This window comes from Arthrobacter sp. 10T44 (assembly GCF_056393885.1).
Map to the genome: position 1 here is coordinate 93,549 of NZ_JBFTGT010000010.1, position 20,397 is coordinate 113,945.

21 protein-coding genes are annotated in these 20,397 nt (G+C 69.1%); 15 read left to right on the forward strand and 6 right to left on the reverse strand.

Translation table 11 applies throughout. From position 1 onward, the window contains the following. Positions 1-7: 7 nt before the first annotated feature. From AC1DBL_RS15235 to AC1DBL_RS15245, 3 genes are all read left to right on the forward strand, one after another. Positions 8-1,819: a proline--tRNA ligase gene (locus AC1DBL_RS15235; RefSeq protein ID WP_476917539.1), complete on the forward strand. Its 1,812-nt coding sequence runs from the start codon at positions 8-10 to the stop codon at positions 1,817-1,819. 21 nt (positions 1,820-1,840) lie between these two features. Next, the gene (locus AC1DBL_RS15240) at positions 1,841-2,635 is read left to right on the forward strand and encodes a sulfite exporter TauE/SafE family protein (RefSeq protein WP_476909699.1); all 795 of its coding nucleotides are present in this window, start codon (positions 1,841-1,843) and stop codon (positions 2,633-2,635) included. Positions 2,636-2,707: 72 nt separating this feature from the next. Continuing rightward, positions 2,708-4,102, forward strand: a complete 1,395-nt coding sequence (locus AC1DBL_RS15245; protein ID WP_476926413.1) for a pyridoxal phosphate-dependent decarboxylase family protein — start codon at positions 2,708-2,710, stop codon at positions 4,100-4,102. Here the strand turns inward: AC1DBL_RS15245 and AC1DBL_RS15250 are convergent. The 3 genes from AC1DBL_RS15250 to AC1DBL_RS15260 form a co-directional block, all read right to left on the reverse strand. Then, the gene (locus AC1DBL_RS15250) at positions 4,099-5,181 is read right to left on the reverse strand and encodes an aminoglycoside phosphotransferase family protein (protein ID WP_476917541.1); all 1,083 of its coding nucleotides are present in this window, start codon (positions 5,179-5,181) and stop codon (positions 4,099-4,101) included. The genes AC1DBL_RS15245 and AC1DBL_RS15250 overlap by 4 nt on opposite strands. A 22-nt stretch (positions 5,182-5,203) precedes the next feature. Next, positions 5,204-5,935 carry a VIT1/CCC1 transporter family protein gene (locus tag AC1DBL_RS15255; RefSeq protein ID WP_476926414.1) on the reverse strand — a complete coding sequence of 244 codons (732 nt, stop codon included), beginning with the start codon at positions 5,933-5,935 and terminating at the stop codon, positions 5,204-5,206. Positions 5,936-6,063: 128 nt separating this feature from the next. Then, positions 6,064-7,182, reverse strand: a complete 1,119-nt coding sequence (locus AC1DBL_RS15260; protein WP_476917542.1) for a ferritin-like domain-containing protein — start codon at positions 7,180-7,182, stop codon at positions 6,064-6,066. Positions 7,183-7,287: 105 nt separating this feature from the next. Here AC1DBL_RS15260 and AC1DBL_RS15265 point away from each other — a divergent pair, with 105 nt between their 5' ends. From AC1DBL_RS15265 to AC1DBL_RS15295, 7 genes are all read left to right on the forward strand, one after another. Continuing rightward, positions 7,288-7,902 carry a ribosome maturation factor RimP gene (locus AC1DBL_RS15265; protein ID WP_441419357.1) on the forward strand — a complete coding sequence of 205 codons (615 nt, stop codon included), beginning with the start codon at positions 7,288-7,290 and terminating at the stop codon, positions 7,900-7,902. After that, complete coding sequence (nusA, locus tag AC1DBL_RS15270; RefSeq protein ID WP_175323181.1) at positions 7,902-8,882, forward strand: transcription termination factor NusA; 981 nt, start codon at positions 7,902-7,904, stop codon at positions 8,880-8,882. Before AC1DBL_RS15265 ends, nusA begins: the two co-directional genes overlap by 1 nt. 206 nt (positions 8,883-9,088) lie before the next feature. After that, a complete protein-coding gene (locus tag AC1DBL_RS15275) occupies positions 9,089-9,430 on the forward strand; it encodes a YlxR family protein (protein WP_476917543.1) in 342 nt (113 codons plus the stop codon). Between the two features lie 152 nt (positions 9,431-9,582). Continuing rightward, on the forward strand, positions 9,583-12,498 hold the full coding sequence (gene infB / locus AC1DBL_RS15280) for a translation initiation factor IF-2 (RefSeq protein ID WP_476926415.1): 2,916 nt from the start codon (positions 9,583-9,585) through the stop codon (positions 12,496-12,498). Between the two features lie 261 nt (positions 12,499-12,759). Beyond that, the gene (gene rbfA / locus AC1DBL_RS15285) at positions 12,760-13,269 is read left to right on the forward strand and encodes a 30S ribosome-binding factor RbfA (protein WP_476893556.1); all 510 of its coding nucleotides are present in this window, start codon (positions 12,760-12,762) and stop codon (positions 13,267-13,269) included. Positions 13,270-13,423: 154 nt separating this feature from the next. Then, positions 13,424-13,873, forward strand: a complete 450-nt coding sequence (gene trxA, locus AC1DBL_RS15290; protein ID WP_476917855.1) for a thioredoxin — start codon at positions 13,424-13,426, stop codon at positions 13,871-13,873. Then, positions 13,870-14,217, forward strand: coding sequence for a CU044_2847 family protein (locus tag AC1DBL_RS15295; RefSeq protein WP_476926416.1), 348 nt, complete (start codon positions 13,870-13,872; stop codon positions 14,215-14,217). Before trxA ends, AC1DBL_RS15295 begins: the two co-directional genes overlap by 4 nt. A 38-nt stretch (positions 14,218-14,255) precedes the next feature. Here the strand turns inward: AC1DBL_RS15295 and AC1DBL_RS15300 are convergent, their stop codons facing one another. After that, positions 14,256-14,453, reverse strand: a complete 198-nt coding sequence (locus AC1DBL_RS15300) for a hypothetical protein (RefSeq protein WP_175323187.1) — start codon at positions 14,451-14,453, stop codon at positions 14,256-14,258. A 94-nt stretch (positions 14,454-14,547) separates the two neighbouring features. Next, positions 14,548-15,711: a pyridoxal phosphate-dependent aminotransferase gene (locus AC1DBL_RS15305; protein ID WP_476893558.1), complete on the reverse strand. Its 1,164-nt coding sequence runs from the start codon at positions 15,709-15,711 to the stop codon at positions 14,548-14,550. An 81-nt stretch (positions 15,712-15,792) separates the two neighbouring features. Here AC1DBL_RS15305 and truB point away from each other — a divergent pair, with 81 nt between their 5' ends. The 4 genes from truB (at position 15,793) to AC1DBL_RS15325 (ending at position 18,353) form a co-directional block, all read left to right on the forward strand. After that, the gene (truB, locus tag AC1DBL_RS15310) at positions 15,793-16,782 is read left to right on the forward strand and encodes a tRNA pseudouridine(55) synthase TruB (RefSeq protein WP_441419364.1); all 990 of its coding nucleotides are present in this window, start codon (positions 15,793-15,795) and stop codon (positions 16,780-16,782) included. A 2-nt stretch (positions 16,783-16,784) separates the two neighbouring features. Next, positions 16,785-17,138: a hypothetical protein gene (locus tag AC1DBL_RS15315; RefSeq protein WP_476893560.1), complete on the forward strand. Its 354-nt coding sequence runs from the start codon at positions 16,785-16,787 to the stop codon at positions 17,136-17,138. Positions 17,139-17,160: 22 nt separating this feature from the next. Further along, positions 17,161-17,652 (forward strand): hypothetical protein, encoded by a 492-nt coding sequence (locus AC1DBL_RS15320; protein WP_441419366.1) that lies wholly within the window; start codon positions 17,161-17,163, stop codon positions 17,650-17,652. A gap of 320 nt (positions 17,653-17,972) precedes the next feature. After that, complete coding sequence (locus AC1DBL_RS15325; RefSeq protein WP_441419367.1) at positions 17,973-18,353, forward strand: MarR family winged helix-turn-helix transcriptional regulator; 381 nt, start codon at positions 17,973-17,975, stop codon at positions 18,351-18,353. A 138-nt stretch (positions 18,354-18,491) separates the two neighbouring features. Here AC1DBL_RS15325 and AC1DBL_RS15330 read toward each other — a convergent pair whose 3' ends face one another. After that, complete coding sequence (locus tag AC1DBL_RS15330) at positions 18,492-19,082, reverse strand: NUDIX domain-containing protein (RefSeq protein ID WP_441419371.1); 591 nt, start codon at positions 19,080-19,082, stop codon at positions 18,492-18,494. Positions 19,083-19,395: 313 nt separating this feature from the next. Between AC1DBL_RS15330 and AC1DBL_RS15335 the strand changes: the two genes are divergently transcribed. Then, a partial coding sequence (locus AC1DBL_RS15335; protein WP_476926417.1) for a DUF222 domain-containing protein occupies positions 19,396-20,397 on the forward strand: 1,002 nt, incomplete at its 3' end.

The following is a 20,397-nucleotide window of genomic DNA, read 5'->3' on the forward strand; positions in this document are numbered from 1 at the left end:
CCTCCCAGTGGTCCTTCGACTCTCAAAGCTGTTCCTGCGCACCCTGCGTGAAGACCCCGCCGACGCCGAAGTGGCCAGCCATCGGCTGTTGGTCCGGGCCGGCTACATCCGCCGCGCGGCCCCGGGCATCTACACCTGGCTGCCGCTGGGGCTGAGTGTGCTGCGCCGGGTGGAGCAGATCATCCGTGAGGAAATGACCGCCATCGGCGCGCAGGAAGTGCATTTCCCCGCGCTGCTGCCGAAGGAGCCCTACGAGGCGACGAACCGCTGGACCGAGTACGGCGAGGGCATCTTCCGGCTCAAGGACCGCAAGGGCAATGACTACCTGCTGGCCCCCACGCACGAGGAAATGTTCACCCTGCTGGTCAAGGACCTGTACTCCTCGTACAAGGACCTGCCGCTGAGCATCTACCAGATCCAGAACAAGTACCGCGACGAGGCCCGTCCCCGGGCCGGCCTGCTGCGCGGCCGCGAATTCATCATGAAGGACTCCTACTCCTTCGACGTCGACAACGCCGGCCTGGACGCCAGCTACGCGGCGCACCGCGGCGCCTACCTGAAGATCTTCGAACGCCTCGGCCTTGAGGTCATCCCGGTCACGGCCACGGCCGGCGCCATGGGCGGGTCCAAGAGCGAGGAATTCCTGCACCCCACCGAGATCGGCGAGGACACCTTCGTGCGCTCCGCCGGCGGCTACGCAGCCAACGTCGAAGCCGTCACCACCGTTGTCCCCGCGGACATCGACTTTTCCAACGCCCCGGCCGCGGAGGTCCGCGACACCCCGGACACGCCGACGATCGAAACGCTCGTCGACGCCGCCAACGCCCTGGCTCCCCGCAGCGAGGCCGACGGCGGCGCCTGGACCGCCGCGGACACGCTCAAGAACGTGGTCCTCGCCGTGACCCTGCCCACCGGGGAACGCCAGCTCGTCGTGATCGGCGTGCCGGGCGACCGCGGCGTGGACCTCAAGCGCGTCGAAGCGAACATCGGCGCCTTCCTGCCCATCGGCGGCGAGATCACGCTCGAGGCAGCCAACGAGGAAGACCTCAAGAAGCAGGCCCTACTGGTCAAGGGCTACATCGGCCCCGGCCTGTCCCTGGACGCGCCGCTGCTCGGTGCCGAAGCTGCCTCAAAGCTCCTCTACCTCGTTGATCCCCGCGTGGTCCGCGGGACCGCCTGGGTCACCGGCGCCAACGAGGCCGGCAAGCATGTCTTCGGCCTGGTCGCCGGCCGCGACTTCGGCTGGGACGGCGTAATCGAGTGCACCGAGGTGCGCGCCGGCGACGAAGCCCCCGACGGTTCCGGCCCGCTGGAAACCGCCCGCGGCATCGAGATGGGACACATCTTCCAGCTAGGCCGCAAGTACGCCGAGGCCCTGGACCTGAAGGTCCTGGACCAGAACGGCAAGCAGGTCGTCGTGACCATGGGCTCATACGGCGTCGGCGTCACCCGCGCGGTGGCCGCGCTGGCCGAATCCAACCACGATGACAAGGGACTGGTCTGGCCGCGCGCCGTCGCTCCGGCCGACGTCCACGTCGTCGCGGTGGGCCGCGGCGAGGAGATCTTCGCGGCCGCCGAGCAGCTGGCCCTCGACCTGGAGGCCGCCGGCCTCGAGGTCATCTACGACGACCGCCCCAAGGTGTCCCCGGGCGTCAAGTTCGGCGACGCCGAACTCGTGGGCGTCCCCACCATCCTCGCCGTCGGGCGCGGGCTGGTGGACGGCGTCGTGGAGATCAAGGACCGCCGCAGTGGCAACGCCGAGAACGTAACCGTTGACAAGGCCGTTGATTACGTGGTCAACGCCGTCCGCAACAACTGACCCGCCCCGGCGTTGCAGGGAATGGTTTCCGGACTTGAGTCGATCCAGCTCGGCACGCTCATCCTGGTGGTGGTGGCCGGTTTCGCCGCCGGCTGGGTCGACGCGGTGGTGGGCGGCGGCGGGCTGATCCAGCTCCCGGTCATGCTGCTGATCCCCGGGATCAGCCCGGTGCAGGCACTGGCGACGAACAAGATGGGTTCCATCTTCGGCACCACCACGAGCGCCGTCACCTTCTACCGGCGCGTGCGGCCGGACCTGCGCACCGCGGTGCCGATGGCGGTGATCGCCCTGGCCGGCAGCTTCGGCGGGGCGGTGCTGGCGGCGACCCTGCCGGCCAGCGTGTTCAAGCCGATCATTGTGGCGGCGCTGGTCGCCGTCGCCCTGTTCACCGCCTTCCGTCCCAACGTGGGCGAGCTGACCAAGCTGCGGCACGACGGCCACCGGCACTATGTCGTGGCCTGCCTGATCGGCGCCGTAATCGGCTTCTACGACGGCATGATCGGCCCGGGCACCGGTTCCTTCCTGATCATCGCGCTGGTCTCCGCGATGGGCTACGCCTTCCTGGAGGCCAGCGCCAAGGCCAAGATCGTCAACATGGCCACCAACGCCGGCGCGCTGATGTTCTTCCTGCCGCACGGTTCGCTGCTGTGGGGGCTCGGGCTGGTCCTGGGCGCAGCGAACATGGCCGGCGGCTACCTCGGCGCCCGGACCGCCGTCAGCCGGGGCAGCAAGTTCATCCGGATCGTCTTCCTCGTAGTGGTGGGCGCGCTGATCCTCAAGCTCGGCTCCGACGTCTGGCAAGACGCCTTCGCCTGAAGGACCACGGCCCTCCGGCGCCGGCACCTCCAAGCCCTCCCGGACCGGCGCGGCCAGGCGTAGCATGCAGCTATGCCTGACGGTCCGGACCCCTACCGCGCTGCCCTGGAAGCCGCCGTGCGCCACGCCCACGAATGGCTGGACAGCCAGTCCAGCCGCAAGGTGGCGCCCAGCGCCACTGCAGCGGAACTGGCGGCCGAGTTCGGCGGCCCGCTGCCGGAGACAGGAACCCCCGCCGCCGAAGTGGTGGAGTACCTTGCGGCCAGGGCGGAACCCGGCCTGATGGCCATGCCCTCCGGCCGCTTCTTCGGCTGGGTCATCGGCGGCACGCTTCCGGCCGCGCTGGCGGCCGACTGGCTGGTCAGCGCCTGGGACCAGAACGCCGTACTGCGCTATGCCGCGCCAGCGGTGTCCGCGATCGAGGAAGCCGCCGGGAACTGGCTCGTCGGACTGCTCGGACTTCCGGCGGAGTCCGACGTCGGCTTCACCACCGGAGCGACCATGGCGAATTTCGCCGGGCTCGCCGCGGCCCGCTGGCGGCTGATGACCGACGCGGGCTGGGACCTTGAACGGGACGGGCTCTTCGGCGCCCCCAGGATCCGCTGCCTGGTGGGCCGGGAACGGCACGACTCCGTGGACCTGGCGCTGCGCTACCTCGGGCTCGGGACGCCCACCCCGGTTCCGTCGGACCGGCAGGGACGGATCATCCCGGCCGAACTGGAACGCCAACTCGCCGAGGGCGCCGGTCCGGCCCTCGTCTGCCTGCAGGCAGGGAACCTTCACTCCGGAGCCTTCGACCCGTTTGCCGAGGCGGTCAGGGTGGCGAAGGAGCACGGCGCCTGGGTCCACGTGGATGGCGCCTTCGGGCTCTGGGCCGCCGCCGTGCCCGAACTCGCCGGCCTGACGGCGGGCATGGGGCTGGCCGATTCCTGGGCTACCGACGCGCACAAGACCCTCAACGTCCCCTACGACTGCGGCATCGTCGTGGTCCGGGACCGCACGGCTCTCCGCTCGTCGCTGGGAGTGCACACGAGCTACCTGATCCAAGCCGGGGACGGGGCGGGGGATCCGCTGGAAACCGTCCCGGAGCTCTCCCGACGGGCCCGCGGCGTCCCAGTGTGGGCGGCGCTGAAATCGCTCGGGCGCACCGGGGTGGCAGAGCAGGTCCGCAGGCTGGCCCAGCGCGCCGCGCAGCTCGCCGAACGACTCGCCGGGCTGGACGGAGTCGAGGTGCTCAATGACGTCGGCTACACCCAGGTCTCGCTGGCCTTCGGCGACGACGCGAGCACGCGCGCCGTGACGGCCCGGATCATTGCCGAGGGCCGGGTCTGGATGTCCGGCTCACGCTGGCAGGACCGGGACATCCTGCGGATTTCGGTGAGCAACTGGAGCACGGACGACGACGACGTGGCAGCCGCCGTCGACGCCGTGCGGGACGCTGTGGCAGCGGTCCGGGGGCACCGCTAGGGCTGGCCCGGCTGGTGGATGGCGTCCCCGGGCGCCGGCAGCTCCTGCGGCCCGGGCAGGCCCTCGAGGGTGTTCCCGGCGAGGGTGCTGGCGACCCAGAGCGAGCGGGCCAGGTCGCCGTCGTGGTTCCGTTTGGCCGCGTACCACAAGGCGATGTCCACCTCGCGGGCCAGGGCCCATTGCCGGGCGGTCTCGCCGTCGAGGCCGGCGGCGGAGCTGAAGTCCAGGCAACGCTGCAGCAAGGCTTCGCCGGCGCCGGACCGGGGCAGCTCGGCCAGACGGTTCCAGAGCAGCGGGGCCACCGCGAACTCCGCTTCGCCGATCATGGGCTGCGGGTCGATCGCCTTGAAGTCCCCGGGTTTGAAGTCCCCGGGCGCCGCCGGGGCACCCGGCACGGCGAGGATGTTCAGGAAGTGCAGATCCGTGTGCACCAGCACGTCGGTGCCGGAGCGACGGCCGACGGCGCCGCGGGTCTGGCAGACCTCCAGGGCGGCCTCCAACAGCCAGCGGGGGAAGGGCCGGCCCAGCTGTTCCCAGCTCTCCGGGAGGTCGTCGCTCCATTGCTCGGCGCGGGCCGCCACATGGTCGAACTCGCGCCACTCCGGCCGGCCGTCCGGCGGCAGGCTCAGCTGGTGGACGATGCCGCCCCAGACGTCCGCGGCGGCATCCAGCGGAACGTCCTGCAGCGAGCGCCCGGCGTCGAGCTGCTCAAGTAGCAGCGCGCCGGCGTCGGGGTCGGATGCAAGGGCCAGGACGGCGCCCCGGCCGCCCCACAGCGCCAAGGCGTGGCGTTCGACCAGTGCTTCCTCGTGCGGATAGGCAAGTTTCAGGACCGCCGCTGAGCCGGCCCGCTGGGGCCCAGTCCCGCCGTTATCAGGGCGGCGGCGCACCGGGACCACGACGGCGCCGTGGCCGTGCCAGGGCAGCACGCCGGAGGCGAGGTCAGGCTCGAGCTGCCATTGTTCCAGGCAGCGTCCGATCAGCCGGGGGAGTGACGCCAGCCAGGACCGGCCCTCGGCACTGTTGCCGTAGCGGCCGGTGAGGCCGGGCGGGATCGGGACGGCTGCTGGCGTTCTCATCGCCTCCAGCGTAGTGGCTGGCCTAGGCAGTGATGCCGCTGGCGCCCAGCCAGCTGCCGATCAGGAAGGTCGCCGCCAGTGCCGCGGCACCGCCGATTACCACCCGGACGGCTGCCTTCATCTTCGAGCCGCCGCCAATCCAGGCACCGATGGCTCCGGTCGCCGCGAGGGCCACGAGCACGGCCGCGAAGGTCAGCGGGACACGGATGTTTTCCGGCGGCAGCAGGATGGCCAGCATCGGCAGGATGGCGCCGACCAGGAAGGCGACGGCGGAGGCGAAGGCCGCGTGCCAAGGACTGACGATGTCCGTCTCGTCAATGTGCAGCTCGGCCGACAGGTGCGCGGCCAGGGCATCGTGCGCGGTCAGCTCGGTGGCCACCGTTCGGGCGGTTTCCGGGCTGAGTCCCTTGCCCTGGTAGATGGCGGCCAGCTCCGCCAGTTCCTCCTCGGGCTGTTCGGCCAGCTCGCGGCGTTCCTTCTCGACCAGCGCCTGCTGGCTGTCCTTCTGGCTACTGACCGAGACGTACTCGCCCAGGGCCATGGAGATGGCGCCGCCCACGAGCGCCGCGGAGCCGGCGATGAGGATCGGCCCCGAATCCGTGGTCACACCGGCGACGCCGACGACGACCGCAGCGACCGAGACGATGCCGTCGTTGGCGCCTAGAACCCCGGCCCGGAGCCAGTTGAGCCGGTGCGCGATGTCGTTGTGGTGGGGCTCGTTGTCATGAAGTGCTGCTGCTCCGCTGGTTTCCATGCCTACAGCAAATCATCAGCTGGCGCCGCGGGCCAGTATTGGAAGGCTAAGCAAGGTAAGCAGGACCTTGGTCGTCCGGGGGAGAACCGGCCCGGGACGCCTTGACGCGGACACGTCCGCGGCCAGCCTCAGCCCGCGGGCAGGGAGGGGAACGACGCCGGATCCGCGCCCAGCCCCGGCACCGCTCCCGGGTCCGCGCCCCAGAGGGCGGCGCGGCGCGCAGCGCCCAGCAGCCCCGCGACGGCCCACTTTCGGGTCTCGCCGTCGCTGAGGGCCACGAGGTCCCCGTAGGCGGGCAACGTGGCGGCCTCCAGCGCGGCCAGTCCGGGCCCCGGGGAAGCCAGGAACGACGGGTCCAGGGCGTAGCCGGGTTCCCGTGGAGGGATTGGGGCACACTGCGATCGGCTCAGGGATTCCGCCCCGGAGACCAGCGCTTCGTGCCGCGCGAGCTGATCGGCGGCCGACCTGGCCGCTGCACCGTTCAAGCGGGTCAGTGCCACCTGGTAGCCGTAAACGGTCTCCAGCTCGGTGCTGACCAGGGCTGCCAGGGCGCCCGGCAGCCCGGCGTTCCCGGTTGCGGCTCCGGGGCTGCTGGCGGGCGCGGCCGAAGGCGACGCCGTCGCAGCGGAGCAGGATCCGGCGGGGGCCGCTTCCAGTGCGGCCGCCCCCGGGGCGGGCACCGAGCCAGCAGGGTCGGGGGCGCCGGCCGCGGCGGCGAGGGCGGAGGACTGAAGCAGCTGAGCGGTCCCGACAGCAGCCAGCAGCCGGGCCATCCCGCCGTCGGCCGCGGCTGCATCGCTGAGCCGCTGCCGTCCGCTCTTTGCGAGGTCCGCGGCGAGCCTGGCGGCGTCGGCGGGGACTGCAGAAGCCGCCGCAGAAGTAGCCGCCGTTGCCGGCGCGGCAGCCGGCGCCTGACCTGGGCGCAGCAGTGCGCGGGCCTGGGTTGTCAGCAAACTCACAGTCCGCGTGAGGGCGGCCCGGGCGGCAGCCGGCGCGGCGGGGCGTCCGGTGCCGGTGGGGGCGGCGCCGAGCTGCTCGCCGGCGGTCCGCAACTGCAGGGTATCGGCCAGGGCGGCGGCGCGCGCCTGCTCCGAGAAGGGCGGTTCCGGTGGTTTCGGCGGATTTCCGGGCCTAAACGCGATACCCAGGCTCACCACCACGAGGGCGAGGCAGACGAGGAGGGCCAGCCGGGGAAGGTGCCGGGGAGCCCGGAGCCGCCGTCGTTCTTCCCTGCTGTCGTCTTTCACAACAGACCATGTTGTCATGCCGGCCGGGAAGTGGGTGCACCACGTCGCCGGGAATATCGCTACGCTAGTAGACACAACATCATCTAGCGGGAGGCGGGCGGCATCATGACCAACGCAGAAGCCACGACTTCGACAGACCGGACCGGGACGGGGAAGGCTGAAGCCGCACCCGCTCACAATCTGGAGGCCGAGCGCCTGTACGCGCTCCTCGAGCCTGCAGTCCTGGCAAACCGGCTGTACCTGGAGGACGTTTCCATCCACATTGCCGGCGCCAACCGGGTGGTCCACGTGGTGGTGGACCTGCCGCAGGAGGAGACCGGCGGCGTCAGTCTTGACGTCATCGCCGAGATTTCGAAGACCCTCTCGGACATCCTGGACAACGATCCGAGCACCGACTCGCGCCCCTACGACCTTGAGGTCTCCTCGCCCGGCGTCGGGCGGCCGCTCACCGAGGAACGGCACTGGTACCGCGCCCGCGGACGGCTCGTCACGGTCAACGTGATCCAGGGCGACAACGTCACCGGCCGCATCCAGTCCGTCGACGACGGCGGCGTGACCTTGGTTCCGGAGCTGGCCGTCAAAAAGGGGATGAAGCCCAAGCAGGGCGAACCCGTCAAACTTCCTTTCGACAGGATCCGTAGTGGAAAAGTCGAGATAGAGTTCAGCCACCTCGAAGAGGCCGGTCTGGAGAACGACAATGGACCTTCCGAGGAGGCCTAATGGATATTGACATGAGCGCACTGAGACTCCTGGAGCGTGAGCGCGAAATCCCGCTGGATCTCCTGATTCCGACCATCGAGCAGGCCCTGCTGGTGGCCTACCACAAGACCCCGGGGGCCTTCGAGAAGGCCCGTGCAGAGCTGGACCGCAAGAGCGGCCACGTGACGATCTGGGCCACCGAAATCGACGACGACGGCGCGCCGATCGGCGAGTTCGAGGACACCCCGGCCGGCTTCGGCCGCATCGCGGCGAGCACCGCGCGGCAGATCATCCTGCAGCGCCTTCGCGACGCCGAGGACGACAACGTGCTGGGCCAGTTCAAGGGCCGCGAGGGCGAACTCGTCGCGGGCACCATCCAGCAGGGCAACAACCCGCACATGATCCAGGTCAACCTCGGAACGGTGGAGGCGCTGCTGCCGCCGCCCGAGCAGGTTCCAGGCGAGAAGTACACCCATGGCAACCGGCTCCGCGCTTTCGTGATCGACGTGCACCGCGGTACCAAGGGCCCCTCGATCACGCTGTCCCGGTCCCACCCCGGGCTGGTCCGGAAGTTGTTCGAGCTGGAAGTCCCGGAGATCGCGGACCGCTCGGTCGAGATCGTCGCGCTGGCCCGCGAGGCCGGCCACCGCACCAAGATCGCGGTGAAGGCCAACACCCCCGGCATCAACGCCAAGGGTGCCTGCATCGGCGAAATGGGTTCGCGCGTCCGGGCCGTGATGACTGAACTGAACGACGAAAAGATCGACATCGTCGACTACAGCGACGATCCCGCCTCGTTCATCGCCAGCGCGCTCTCGCCGTCACGGGTGAATTCGGTCACCATCACGGATGAGGCCACCCGGTCCGCCCGCGTGGTCGTCCCGGACTACCAGCTCTCCCTGGCCATCGGCAAGGAAGGCCAGAATGCACGCCTGGCCGCCAAGCTCACCGGATGGCGGATCGACATCGTCTCCGACGCCGCGGAGAACCGCGACAAATAGCACCGGACCGGGGCCGTCCCGCGGCACCCGCGCCCGTGGCCCCTCCGGGGTTCCCGCGTAGCCCCCGTTTCGGGCGACGGGGGCCGGAGGGGCTAGAATAGACATGACCGCGCCTAACGGCCGGTGTCCGCGTGCCTTCGACGCGACCGGTTTTCCGACCGGGAGCCGGGGGCCGGCAGATGCGTACTGGCAGGAAGATACTCGTAGTGGCAGAAGTGCAACACCTCGGGAATCAGCCGCAGCGCACCTGCATCGGATGCCGGAAGAAGGGTCTGCGGTCGGAGTTAGTCCGGCTCGTCGCCGATGCCAGCGGTTCATCCGCTGTCGTGGTGGATGAACGACGCCGGATGGCTGGCCGGGGTGCATGGCTGCACCCCAGCGAAAAGTGCCTGGCACTGGCGGTCAAACGTCGAGCGTTCGGACGCGCCCTCAATGGCGCTGCCGGAACCGCCGACGTCGAACGCCGGATCACGGCAGGCACGCAAGCAGTGGACACCCCGGTGGCCGCAGCAACAACCGTCCAACCTGAAAGCGGGTCAGAAAACTGATGGAAACCCGATGAGTTCCCAGCGATGAGTGCGCAACGATGACAACTTTGTTGCGCTCTGCAATGGGCCTTTCAGCTGCAATCGCGGCGGAGGCCCGCAGTAAGAAGTAGACGGTTCGTGCCTGGCTCGGTGCGGACCGAGACAGGAGAAATGTGGCCAAGGTCCGCGTACATGAGCTTGCAAAAGAGCTCGGTATTACTTCCAAAGATGCAGTAACCAAACTGCAGGAACTGGGCGAATTCGTTCGCTCCGCCTCTTCCACCATTGAGGCCCCCGTTGTGCGGAAACTCCGCAACGCCTACCCCGACGCGCCTGCCGCTCCGAAGTCCGAAGCGCCCGCGTCCGCCCCCAAGGCCAGCCCCGCAGCGACACGACCGGCGCCCGCGCCGGCTCCGGCCGCGCCGAAGGCCGCCGAAACCAAGACTGAAGCCCCGGCTCCGTCGGCTCCCTCTGCTCCGGCCGAGGCGCCCGCAGCAGCGGCACCCGCCGCCGCTCCGGCTGCCGAGGCCCCGGCGGCTCCGTCCTCCGGCGCCAAGCCCGGCGCACGTCCGGCACCGAAGGCCGAAACCCCGGCTGCTCCGGCACGCCAGGGCGGCTCGGCGCCGCGTCCGGGCGGACCCCGTCCCGGCAACAACCCGTTCGCCACGTCCCAGGGCATGCCCCGCGGCCGCGGCGGCGACAACGAACGCACCTCCCGTCCGGGCAATAACCCGTTCGCTCCTTCCCAAGGCATGCCGCGTCCGGGCGGAAGCCGCACCGAGGGCGAACGCCCCGGCGGCCCCCGTCCCGCAGCAGGCGCTGGTGGTCCCCGTCCGGGCGCACCCCGTCCGGCCGGCGCTGCCGGTGCACGTCCGGGCGCTCCGCGTCCGGCCGGCGCTGCCGGTGCACGTCCGGGCGCTCCGCGTCCGGCCGGCGCTCCCGGCGCCCGTCCCGGAGCCGGCGGAAACCGTCCGACTCCCGGCATGATGCCTAACCGCACCGAACGTCCCGCACCCGCTGGTGCCGGCCGTCCCGGCGGCGGCGGCCGTGGTCCGGGCCGCCCGGGTGGCGCTCCCGGAACCGGTGCTCCCGGTGCCGGCGGCGGCGCTCCGGCCGGCGGTGGCTTCGGCAAGGGTGGCCGCGGTCGCGGTGGCACCCAGGGTGCCTTCGGCAAGGGCGGTGCAGGCCGCGGCAAGCAGCGCAAGTCGAAGCGTGCCAAGCGCCAGGAACTCGAGCAGATGAGTGCCCCCTCGCTGGGTGGCGTGAGCGTACCCCGCGGCGACGGCAACACCATTGTCCGGCTCCGCCGCGGCTCGTCGATCACGGACTTCGCCGACAAGATCGAGGCAAACCCGGCCGCACTGGTGACGGTCCTGTTCCACCTCGGCGAAATGGCCACGGCCACGCAGTCGCTGGACGAGGAAACCTTTGCCCTGCTGGGCGAGGAGCTTGGCTACAAGCTCCAGGTCGTCTCGCCGGAGGACGAGGAGCGCGAGCTGCTCTCCGGCTTCGACATTGACTTCGAAGCGGAGCTGGAAGCCGAAGGCGACGAGGAGCTTGAGGCTCGTCCGCCGGTAGTTACCGTCATGGGCCACGTTGACCACGGTAAGACCCGGCTGCTCGATGCCATCCGCAAGTCCGACGTTATGGCGGGCGAGCACGGCGGCATCACGCAGCACATCGGTGCGTACCAGGTCACGCACAACCACGAGGGCACCGATCGCAAGATCACCTTCATCGATACTCCGGGCCACGAGGCGTTCACCGCCATGCGTGCCCGTGGTGCGAAGGTCACCGATATTGCCATCCTCGTGGTGGCAGCGGACGACGGCGTTATGCCGCAGACCATCGAAGCGCTCAACCACGCCCAGGCGGCCAACGTGCCGATCGTCGTGGCCGTGAACAAGATCGACAAGGAAGGCGCCAACCCGGAAAAGGTCCGCGGCCAGCTGACCGAGTACGGCCTGGTTCCGGAAGAGTACGGTGGTGACACCATGTTCGTTGAGGTCTCTGCCCGCCAGAACCTCAACATCGACGAGCTGCTCGAGGCAGTCCTGCTCACCGCGGACGCCGCCCTCGACATGCGCGCCAACCCGAACAAGGACGCCCGCGGTATCGCGATCGAAGCCAACCTGGACAAGGGCCGCGGTGCGGTCGCTACCGTCCTGGTCCAGTCCGGCACGCTGCACGTCGGCGACACGATCGTGGCAGGCACGGCCCACGGCCGCGTCCGCGCCATGTTCGACGACGACGGCAGCGCGCTGACCGAGGCCGGCCCGTCCCGCCCCGTTCAGGTGCTGGGTCTGTCCAACGTCCCGCGCGCCGGTGACACCTTCTTCGTGACCGCTGACGAGCGCACCGCCCGCCAGATCGCCGAGAAGCGTGAAGCCGCAGACCGCAACGCCGCCCTGGCCAAGCGCCGCAAGCGCATCAGCCTGGAAGACTTCGACCAGGCCGTCGCCGAAGGCAAGATCGACACCCTCAACCTCATCCTCAAGGGTGACGTGTCCGGTGCGGTTGAAGCCCTCGAAGACGCGCTGCTCAAGATCGATGTCGGCGAAGGTGTCCAGCTCCGCGTTATCCACCGCGGTGTCGGTGCGATCACGCAGAACGACGTCAACCTGGCAACGGTCGACTCCGCCGTCATCATCGGCTTCAACGTCAAGCCCGCCGAGCGTGTTGCCGAACTGGCAGACCGCGAAGGCGTGGACATGCGCTTCTACTCCGTCATCTACGCAGCAATCGATGACATCGAAGCAGCCCTCAAGGGCATGCTCAAGCCGGAGTACGAAGAGGTCCAGCTTGGTACCGCCGAGGTCCGCGAAGTGTTCCGTTCTTCCAAGTTCGGCAACATTGCAGGCTCGATCGTCCGCTCCGGTGTCATCCGGCGCAACGCGAAGGCCCGCATCACCCGCGACGGCAAGATCATCGGCGACAACCTCACCGTTGAGACGCTCAAGCGCTTCAAGGACGACGCAACCGAGGTCCGCACGGACTTCGAGTGTGGTATCGGCCTTGGCTCGTACAACGACATCAACGAAGGTGACATCATCGAGACCTTCGAGATGCGCGAAAAGCCGCGCGTCTAAGTCGGTCCGCCTGATGGCGAGTCAGCAGTAACAGGTGCGGGGCCGTTGGATTCTTTCCGGCGGCCCCGCCCCTGCGCTGGGCGGCCAACGTCTGACGACGTCGGCCGCCCAGCTCCGGCAGGCCCGATGCCACTCCCAGGCCGCCGGAAAAAATCTAACGGGAGTCCGTCGTAGGCTTGACTTAGGCGCGTGGCACCAAACTCACCAATGTGCGGCATTCGTTTCGGCGTCGTCGTACATCCAAATTTTTTAGGAGTGGAAATGGCTGATCCCGCACGGGCTGCCAAGTTGGCGCAGCGGATTAAGGTTGTCGTCGCTGAGGCTTTGGGCCGGAGGGTGAAGGATCCCCGGTTGGAAGGCGTGACCGTAACCGACGCGCGTGTGACCAATGATCTGCAGCACGCGACCGTCTACTACACCGTCTTCGGCGACGAGGTGGCCCAGGCCGACGCGGCCAAGGGCCTGGAGAAGGCCAAGGGTGTGCTGCGCCAGGAAGTCGGCCGCAACATCACCGTCCGGTTGACGCCGACGCTGGAATTCGTGGCCGACCAGATCCCCGTGGTGGCCTCGAACCTTGAGGAACTGCTGCGCGAGGCCAAGAAGCGCGACGCCGAGGTTGCGGCCCTGGCCGCCAGCGCCAAGCACGCCGGCGACGCCGATCCGTACAAGAGCGACATCCCGGAGGACGTCGAGCTCGACGAAGACGACTTCGACGAAGAGGACACTGACCTCACCGCCGACGGCGACGTCGACGAGGACAGCAACAAGTAACCCCAGCACCGCCAGAACTGGCCGGACCCGGAAACGGGCCCGGCCAGTTCTGTGTCCGCCAGGGCTCCGGAGGACTTTGGACTCTATGCCCGGTCCCGGCCCGAGCGTCCCATGGAGGCATGACTGCGGGCAAGTGGAACGGCGGCGACCGGCCGTGACGACGACGCTCCTCAAGTGCCCCCAGTGCGGCACGACCAACCGCATACCGGCCGCTGCGGCCGGGCACCCGCGCTGCGGCAAGTGCCGCCGGGACCTGCCGTGGATTGTCGAGGCCGGCGACGCAGACTTTGCCCCCGTCGCGGAGCGGTCCCCGGTGCCCGCCCTGGTGGACTTCTGGGCGGCGTGGTGCGGCCCATGCCGGATGGTCAGCCCGGTACTGGACAAACTGGCGCAGGAACGGGCCGGCCGGGTCAAACTCGTCAAGGTGGATGTGGACAAGTCTCCGGAGCTTTCCCGGCGCTTCGATGTGCAGGCGATTCCCACCATGCTGGTGATCGCCAACGGCAAGGTCGTGGCACGGCAGGCGGGAGCCCCGCCGGCTGCTGCCCTGCGCAGTTGGCTGGACGGTGCGCTGGCAGCCCGGCCCGAAGGGAGCAAGCAATGACTGAAATCCTGCGCTACGAGGTCGGGTCGGGAACGGTGCTGGTGGTGGTCGAGGAAGGCAGCTTCGGCGTCGAACGGCCGGCGCGCAACGAACTCGGCATCCTCGACGCCGGCCGGCGGCTTGAAGACGCCCTTGCCGCGGTGAGGCCGGCAGCCAGGGCCGCTGCCGACGTGATGAGGGAGCTCGCTCCCGAACATCTGGAACTTCAATTCGGGGTGAAGCTGGCCGGCGAAGCGGGGGCCATCATCGCGAGGAACTGCTCCGAGGGACACTTCATCGTCAAGATGTCCTTCAGCGCGGCGCAGGCGCCGCTGCCGTTGCCGGAAGACGAAATCCGGCTTTGAGCCGGTAACCCTGATCCGGATCGGCCGGCGTCGCTGCCTCAGCGCCGCCGTCGGGCGCCCAGGCCGCCCAGCAGCGGGGAGCCCATCCCCAGCAGGAAGCCGAAGTCATACCAGTTGCCGGCCCGCCCCATGTTGTAGAAGGGGAACTCCCGCCAGGCCCCGAAGACGTGGGCGATCAGCACAATCCAGGCCGTGAGCCCGTTCCAGATGCCCCACAACAAGTCCTGCCACCACATGAGGTCCTCCTCCCGGGCCAGCCGCGCACCCGCCGTGAATCCGCCCGCACCCGCGTTTGGTCAGGCTACTGCCTGGCGCGCCCGGGCGGTAGGACTAGACGGCCGGGTCGCGGGCAGGGAGCCGGCCCAGGCCTTCCACAAGCTCCGCCTGGCTGCCGCACAGGGCAATCCGGATCCAGCCTTCGCCGATGGAGCCGAACGCGGTGCCCGGGGCGAAGGACACTCCGGAGTCCCCGAGGAAGCGCCGCACCCAGGCCCGAACGTCTCCGCCGCTGACGTGCGAGACGTCGGCCCAGAGGTAGAAGGCGCCCTGCGCGGTGAGGAACGGGATGCCCTTGGACTCCAGCACGGCGGAGGCGGCGTCCCGATTGGCCCGGTAATGCGCGTGGGCGTGGCTGACGTAGTCCTGCGGGCCGGTCAGGGCTGCCAGCGCGGCATACTGCGAGGGCGACGCGACGCAGGAAACGATCGCCTCCATCACGTTGTTCATCTGCTGCTCGATCCCCGGCGGGCAGATCAGCGCACCGATGCGCAGCCCCGTAAGCCCGTAGGTCTTGGACAGGGTCAGGGAGGTGAACACCCTGGCCTCGCCGGGAACGTCGCTGTCGAAGCGGGCCGGGCTGATGTGCGGTACGTCATAGGTGAAGGCCTCGTAGCACTCGTCCGAGATGATCCAGAGATCGTGCCGCCGGGCCAGCTCCAGGAGGCTGCGGGTGAGTTCCTCGCCCAGCACGGCCCCGAGCGGGTTGGACGGGGAATTGAGGATCAGGACCTTGGTCCGCGGCGTGATCAGCGCTTCGATGTCTTCGATCCGCGGCTGGAAGTCGTGGTCCGGGTAGAGCGGGTATCCGACCGGGACGGCATGCAGCAGGCTGGCCGTCATCGCAAAGGTCGGGTAACCCGGATTGGGGATCAGGATTTCGTCGCCGGGGGAGAGCAACAAGGTCATGGCAAAGTGCAGGCCCTGCTGCGCGCCGTCGACGACGTACACCCGTTCGGCGCCGACCGGCGTCGCATTGTGCTCGCGGAATCTGGCTGCGAAGGCTTCCCGCAGCGCCGGAATGCCGGCATTGGGGGTGTAGTTGGTCTCGTCACGGTCCAGGCAGGCCATCCCGGCCTCGAGGATGTGCCGGGGGAGGGCAAAGCCCGGCTCGCCGATGCTCAGCACGATCGCGCCGGGCGTGTGCCAGGCGGCCTCGGTGATTTCGCGGATCTGGTTGACGGGAACGTCGCGGACGTGGGCTGCAAGCTCGGGCATGTCTGCCATCCTAGCCGTGGCCGGCTGCCAGGCCCGGGCGTCCGCGCCGGGGGCCGTCCCGGCGCGGATATACTGGGAGGCGTGCTTTCTGGACTGGTAATAGTGGATAAGCCGCAAGGCTGGACCAGCCACGATGTGGTTGGACGGATGCGGCGGATCGCCGGTACCCGAAAGGTGGGCCACGCCGGAACGCTGGACCCCATGGCAACCGGGGTGCTGGTGCTCGGCATCAACAAGGCGACCCGCCTGCTGACCTACATCGTGGGCACCTCCAAGACCTACACCGCCACCATCCGCCTTGGCGAGTCGACCGTCACGGACGACGCCGAAGGCGAGGTCACCGCAACCCGCAGTGCCGCCGCGGTCACCGAGGAAGGCATCCGGGCCGGCGTCGCCGCCCTGACCGGCGAGATCCAGCAGGTTCCCAGCAGTGTCAGTGCCATCAAGGTCAACGGTGAGCGTGCCTACGCCCGCGTCCGTTCCGGGGAAGATGTGAAGCTCGCCGCACGGCCTGTGACGATCTACCGCTTCGACATCCACGAACTCCGCCGCACGCAGGACGGCGAAGCCCTGGACTTGGACGTGACCGTGGAGTGTTCCTCCGGCACGTACATTCGTGCCCTCGCCCGGGATCTCGGCGAGGCCCTCGGTGTTGGAGGCCACCTCACCGCCCTGCGCCGGACCCAGGTTGGCCCCTACAGCCTGGAGCAGGCGCGCACCCTGGAGCAGCTGGCCGAGGAATTGGACGTCCTGGAGATGTCTCAGGCAGCCCGGGCGCTCATGCCCAACCGGGAGCTCACGGCGGAAGAAACCACGGAACTGTCCTTCGGCCGCAGGATCGCGGCGGGTGCCGCTGCCGGCACGCCGGACGCCGCAACGCCGGAGAAGCCCGCGGCCGCGTTCGCGCCGGACGGCTCACTCGTGGCGCTGCTGGCCGACGCCGGAAGCTATGCCAAGCCCGTGCTGGTCTTCGCGCCGGACAATGAAAAACCGGCCGCCGGGAAGACTGCCTCCGTGACGCCTTCCTCCGCGCCTTCCTCGGCGCCTTCCTCCGCAGAGCCGGCGGGCTAGCCTTGGACGCGTATTTCTACATCATCCTGGTGGTAGGGCTGCTCTCCACCCTCCTTTGCGTCGGTGCCGGCATCCTGAAGAAGGCCCCGAACGATGCGACAATCCTCTCGGTGGCCGCCGTCGAACTGTCCCTGCTGGTCTATCTGGTGGGTTCGATTATCCGGGTCGCGTCGGGGGAGCACATCGCGGGGGAGCCCTGGGAGTTTTGGGGCTACTTGGTCACAGCGCTGATGCTCCCGGTCGGCGCGGTGTACTGGGCCATCCTGGAACGCACCCGGTGGAGCAATTTCGTGCTGGCGGCTGTCGGCGTCACCGCGCTGGTGATGGCGGCCCGAATGAACCAGATCTGGTACTGACGTGGAAGAGGCAAAGAAGAACATGACGGCTTCACAGCACACTGGCGGCGACGCCGGGACCACCGCCGGGCAGCCGAGCGAAACCGCCGCCGGGACCGCCCGCCCGGCGTCGAAGGATACCCGCAACACCGGACCGGGCCGGCTGCTGATTGCTGTCTATGCGGTGTTCGCGCTCTCGGCAACCGCCCGGGCCGGGTACCAGATCCTCACCAAGTTCTCCGAGGCGCCGCTTGCCTACCTGCTGTCCGCCTTCGCCGCCGTCGTCTACATCGTGGCGACCGTGTCCCTCGCGAAGGCCGGCCGGACCTGGTTCAAGGTGTCCGTGACCGCCGTCCTGGTCGAGCTGATCGGGGTTCTGGTGGTCGGAGCGCTCAGTCTTTTCGATGCGGTCAACTTCCCGCACGAGACGGTTTGGTCCTTGTTTGGCCGCGGCTACGGCTTCATCCCGCTGCTGCTGCCGATCCTTGGCCTCATCTGGCTTTACCGCCGCCGCCCGGCGCCCAAGCAGGCCTGACCCGGCTTTCCGCCCAACCGATGGAGCCCCCGACGTGGGGCTACTTGCCGTGCCCCGGCGGCGCCGAATAGTAAGCAGACTTGCCAAATACATAGTAAGCATGCTTATGGTAGGACCGGAGTGCGGCGTGTGATAGCCGCGCACCTTAAGTTTGTCCACCGGAGCGAGGGAGGCATCATGAGCATTGTGAACGCCGTTCCCCGAGCAACATGGGAACCGAAAAGAGCAGGCAAAGGGCGCCGGTCCGGGTGCCGCGGATGAGCGAGAGCGCGGACAATAATCCGGCCACTAAGAGGTGGCGGACGGATCAGCTCTTATCCATGGCCGCACGGGTGGTAGAGCGGCGCAAGGACCAGGCCCTGGCGGCGCTGGGCCTGTCGCACGCCGCCGTGATAGCCCTCCAGGGTTTGGCCGGGGGGCCGTTGAACCAGGAGCAGCTGGCGCGCCGGATCGCGGTCCAGAGCCAGTCCTTGGGGAAGGTGCTCGGCCGGCTCGAAGAGTCCGGCCTCGTCACCCGAACCAGGGACCAGCGCGACCGCAGGCAGTTCTCTGTGGCCCTGACGACGTCGGGTATCGCCGCGCTGGCGACTGCGCATCGGATCGAGCGCGACGCGCTTCCCGAGGACCTGGAGGGCTGGACCACGCTGCAGCAGGATCTTGCCAGGATACTGGCCGCCTTCGAGGTCCCGGGCCGGTACTGAGCGCTGCTCTTTCCTGCGGGGACACCCTGCTGTGATTGGCTGAGAGTCTTACTGGCCAGCTGCACGGCCCAGGCGTCCGTTCGACGGCGGAGCCGCTGGCCTTAGCGCCACGTGGCGCCGCCGTCGTCGTCGCTGGCGTTACTTGCCTGACGTGCCTGACGTGCCGGCTCCGTCACTATCGCGGCGGTCACCTTCGCGGGGAGCCTGAAGCCTGCGACGCAGCGCGGGCCACGCGGCCGCAAACCCCGGGTGGAGCTCTTTGTCGCCCACACCCTCAAGGCTGACCCACTGCAATTCAAGGCTTTCCGGGTCGCTAATGGCCGGTTCGAAGGGCTCGACGACCTGGGCGGCCACGGTCGTGTAGGACCAGTACCCGACGTCGAACACCGAGGTGAACAGCACGCGGACGGATTCGGGCGGTACCGCGGCCTCCTCGTTGGCCTCCCTGAGCGCGCCGTTGACGGCGTCCTCACCCTGATGCAGGGCGCCGCCGGGAAGTCCCCACGTTCCGCCCTGGTCGCTCCAGGTGGCGCGGTGCTGCAGCAGCACACCCTTCGCAGCATCATGGACGAGCAGTCCCGCGGAGCCGAAGCGGCCCCAGAAGCGGCCGTGTTCGCCTTCCACCCAGGCATCGCCGGGGTCCCGCGGTCCGAGCGGCCGGCGGGGCTCGAGGTACGGGTTGCGCGGGGGCGTTTCCTGCTCTTCCGGCTTTGCGCTTGCGGCCGACAGATCTTCAGCGGGGTCCTGTTGGGCTGGCTGCGGGGAGACTGAGCTGTCCATCCGGCTAGTCTGTCATGCCGCCGTCTGGCGGATCCGGGCCGCGTGTGAGCTGTTTCAAAATGTGTCCTACCCTCCTGCTTGGATTGGTCCATGGGAATCAGTGCCGCGGTCGCCTTTGCTCCAGGCGGCCGGGTGGTGATGTCCGGGGGTTTTCCGTGGCCGGTCCCGTGCAGGTTCCGCGCCGCTGCCGCCCCCGTCCTAAGAGGGCGACGGCTGTTCCGGTGCGGGCAATAATGTCGTAGGTCCACGGCAGAATTGATTCATGGGAACCAGTGCAGCCCTCATTGCTCGGCCGGCCGGCTGGCCGGGCGATGATGTCCGCCGGGGTCGGTCACTGCGTAGCGTTCTGGGACAGCTACGGGAGTTGACCGCGACGGCGGCCGGGGATGCGGCGCTGTTCGGGTTCGGTGAGGCCGTGGAGTTCGCCGCCGGGGTCGAAGAGGCTGCCCGGGCCTTGGAATACCTGCAGGTTGTTGCTGCCGGGGCGGTGAACCGGACCCGCAAGGAGGCTGCCGCCGAGAACGCCCCGGTCCTCGATGACGGCTACCGCAAGACCGGCGAGTTCCTGCGGGACCGGCTCCAGATCACCGCCGTCGAGGCCCACCGCCGGCTGGCCCTGGCCGGGGACGTGTTGCCGCGGACCGGGATCACCGGCCAGCCGCTCCCGCCCCTGCGCGAGGAACTCGCCGACGCCGTGGCCGCCGGTACGGTCCCGTCGCGGTCCGCGACCATCATCACCCTCGCCCTGGCCCGGGTGCGGCCGCTGTGCGATGCGGAGACGGCCGCCCGGATGGAACATGCCCTGACCCGGACCGCAGTGGAGCACGACCCGGATTTCCTGGCCCGGGTCGCGAGGCGCTGGACGGACGCGATCGACCAGGACGGCGCCGAACCCTCCGAGGAGGTCCTGCGCCAGTTACAGGGCGCGTTCCTCCGGAAACCCCGCCACGGCCTGCAACATCTGGAAATCTTCGCCGCGACCGAACAGTTCGAACACCTGCTGACCGTGATGAACACCGCCACCAACCCCCGCACCGGCACCGAGGCTCCCGATGATGCGGCAACCGGGAGCGCGGGCAGCGAACCCGGCAGCGCGGCCGGCGGCGTGGCGGGCACCGAAGAAACACTGCTCGACCGGCGGTCGAGGCCGCAGAAATCCCTCGACGGCCTGGTCGGCGCCTGCAAAGTGGCCCTGGCTTCCGGCGCACTGCCCGCCACCGGAGGGCTCCGGCCCCAGGTCATGGTCACCATCGATTACCGCGAC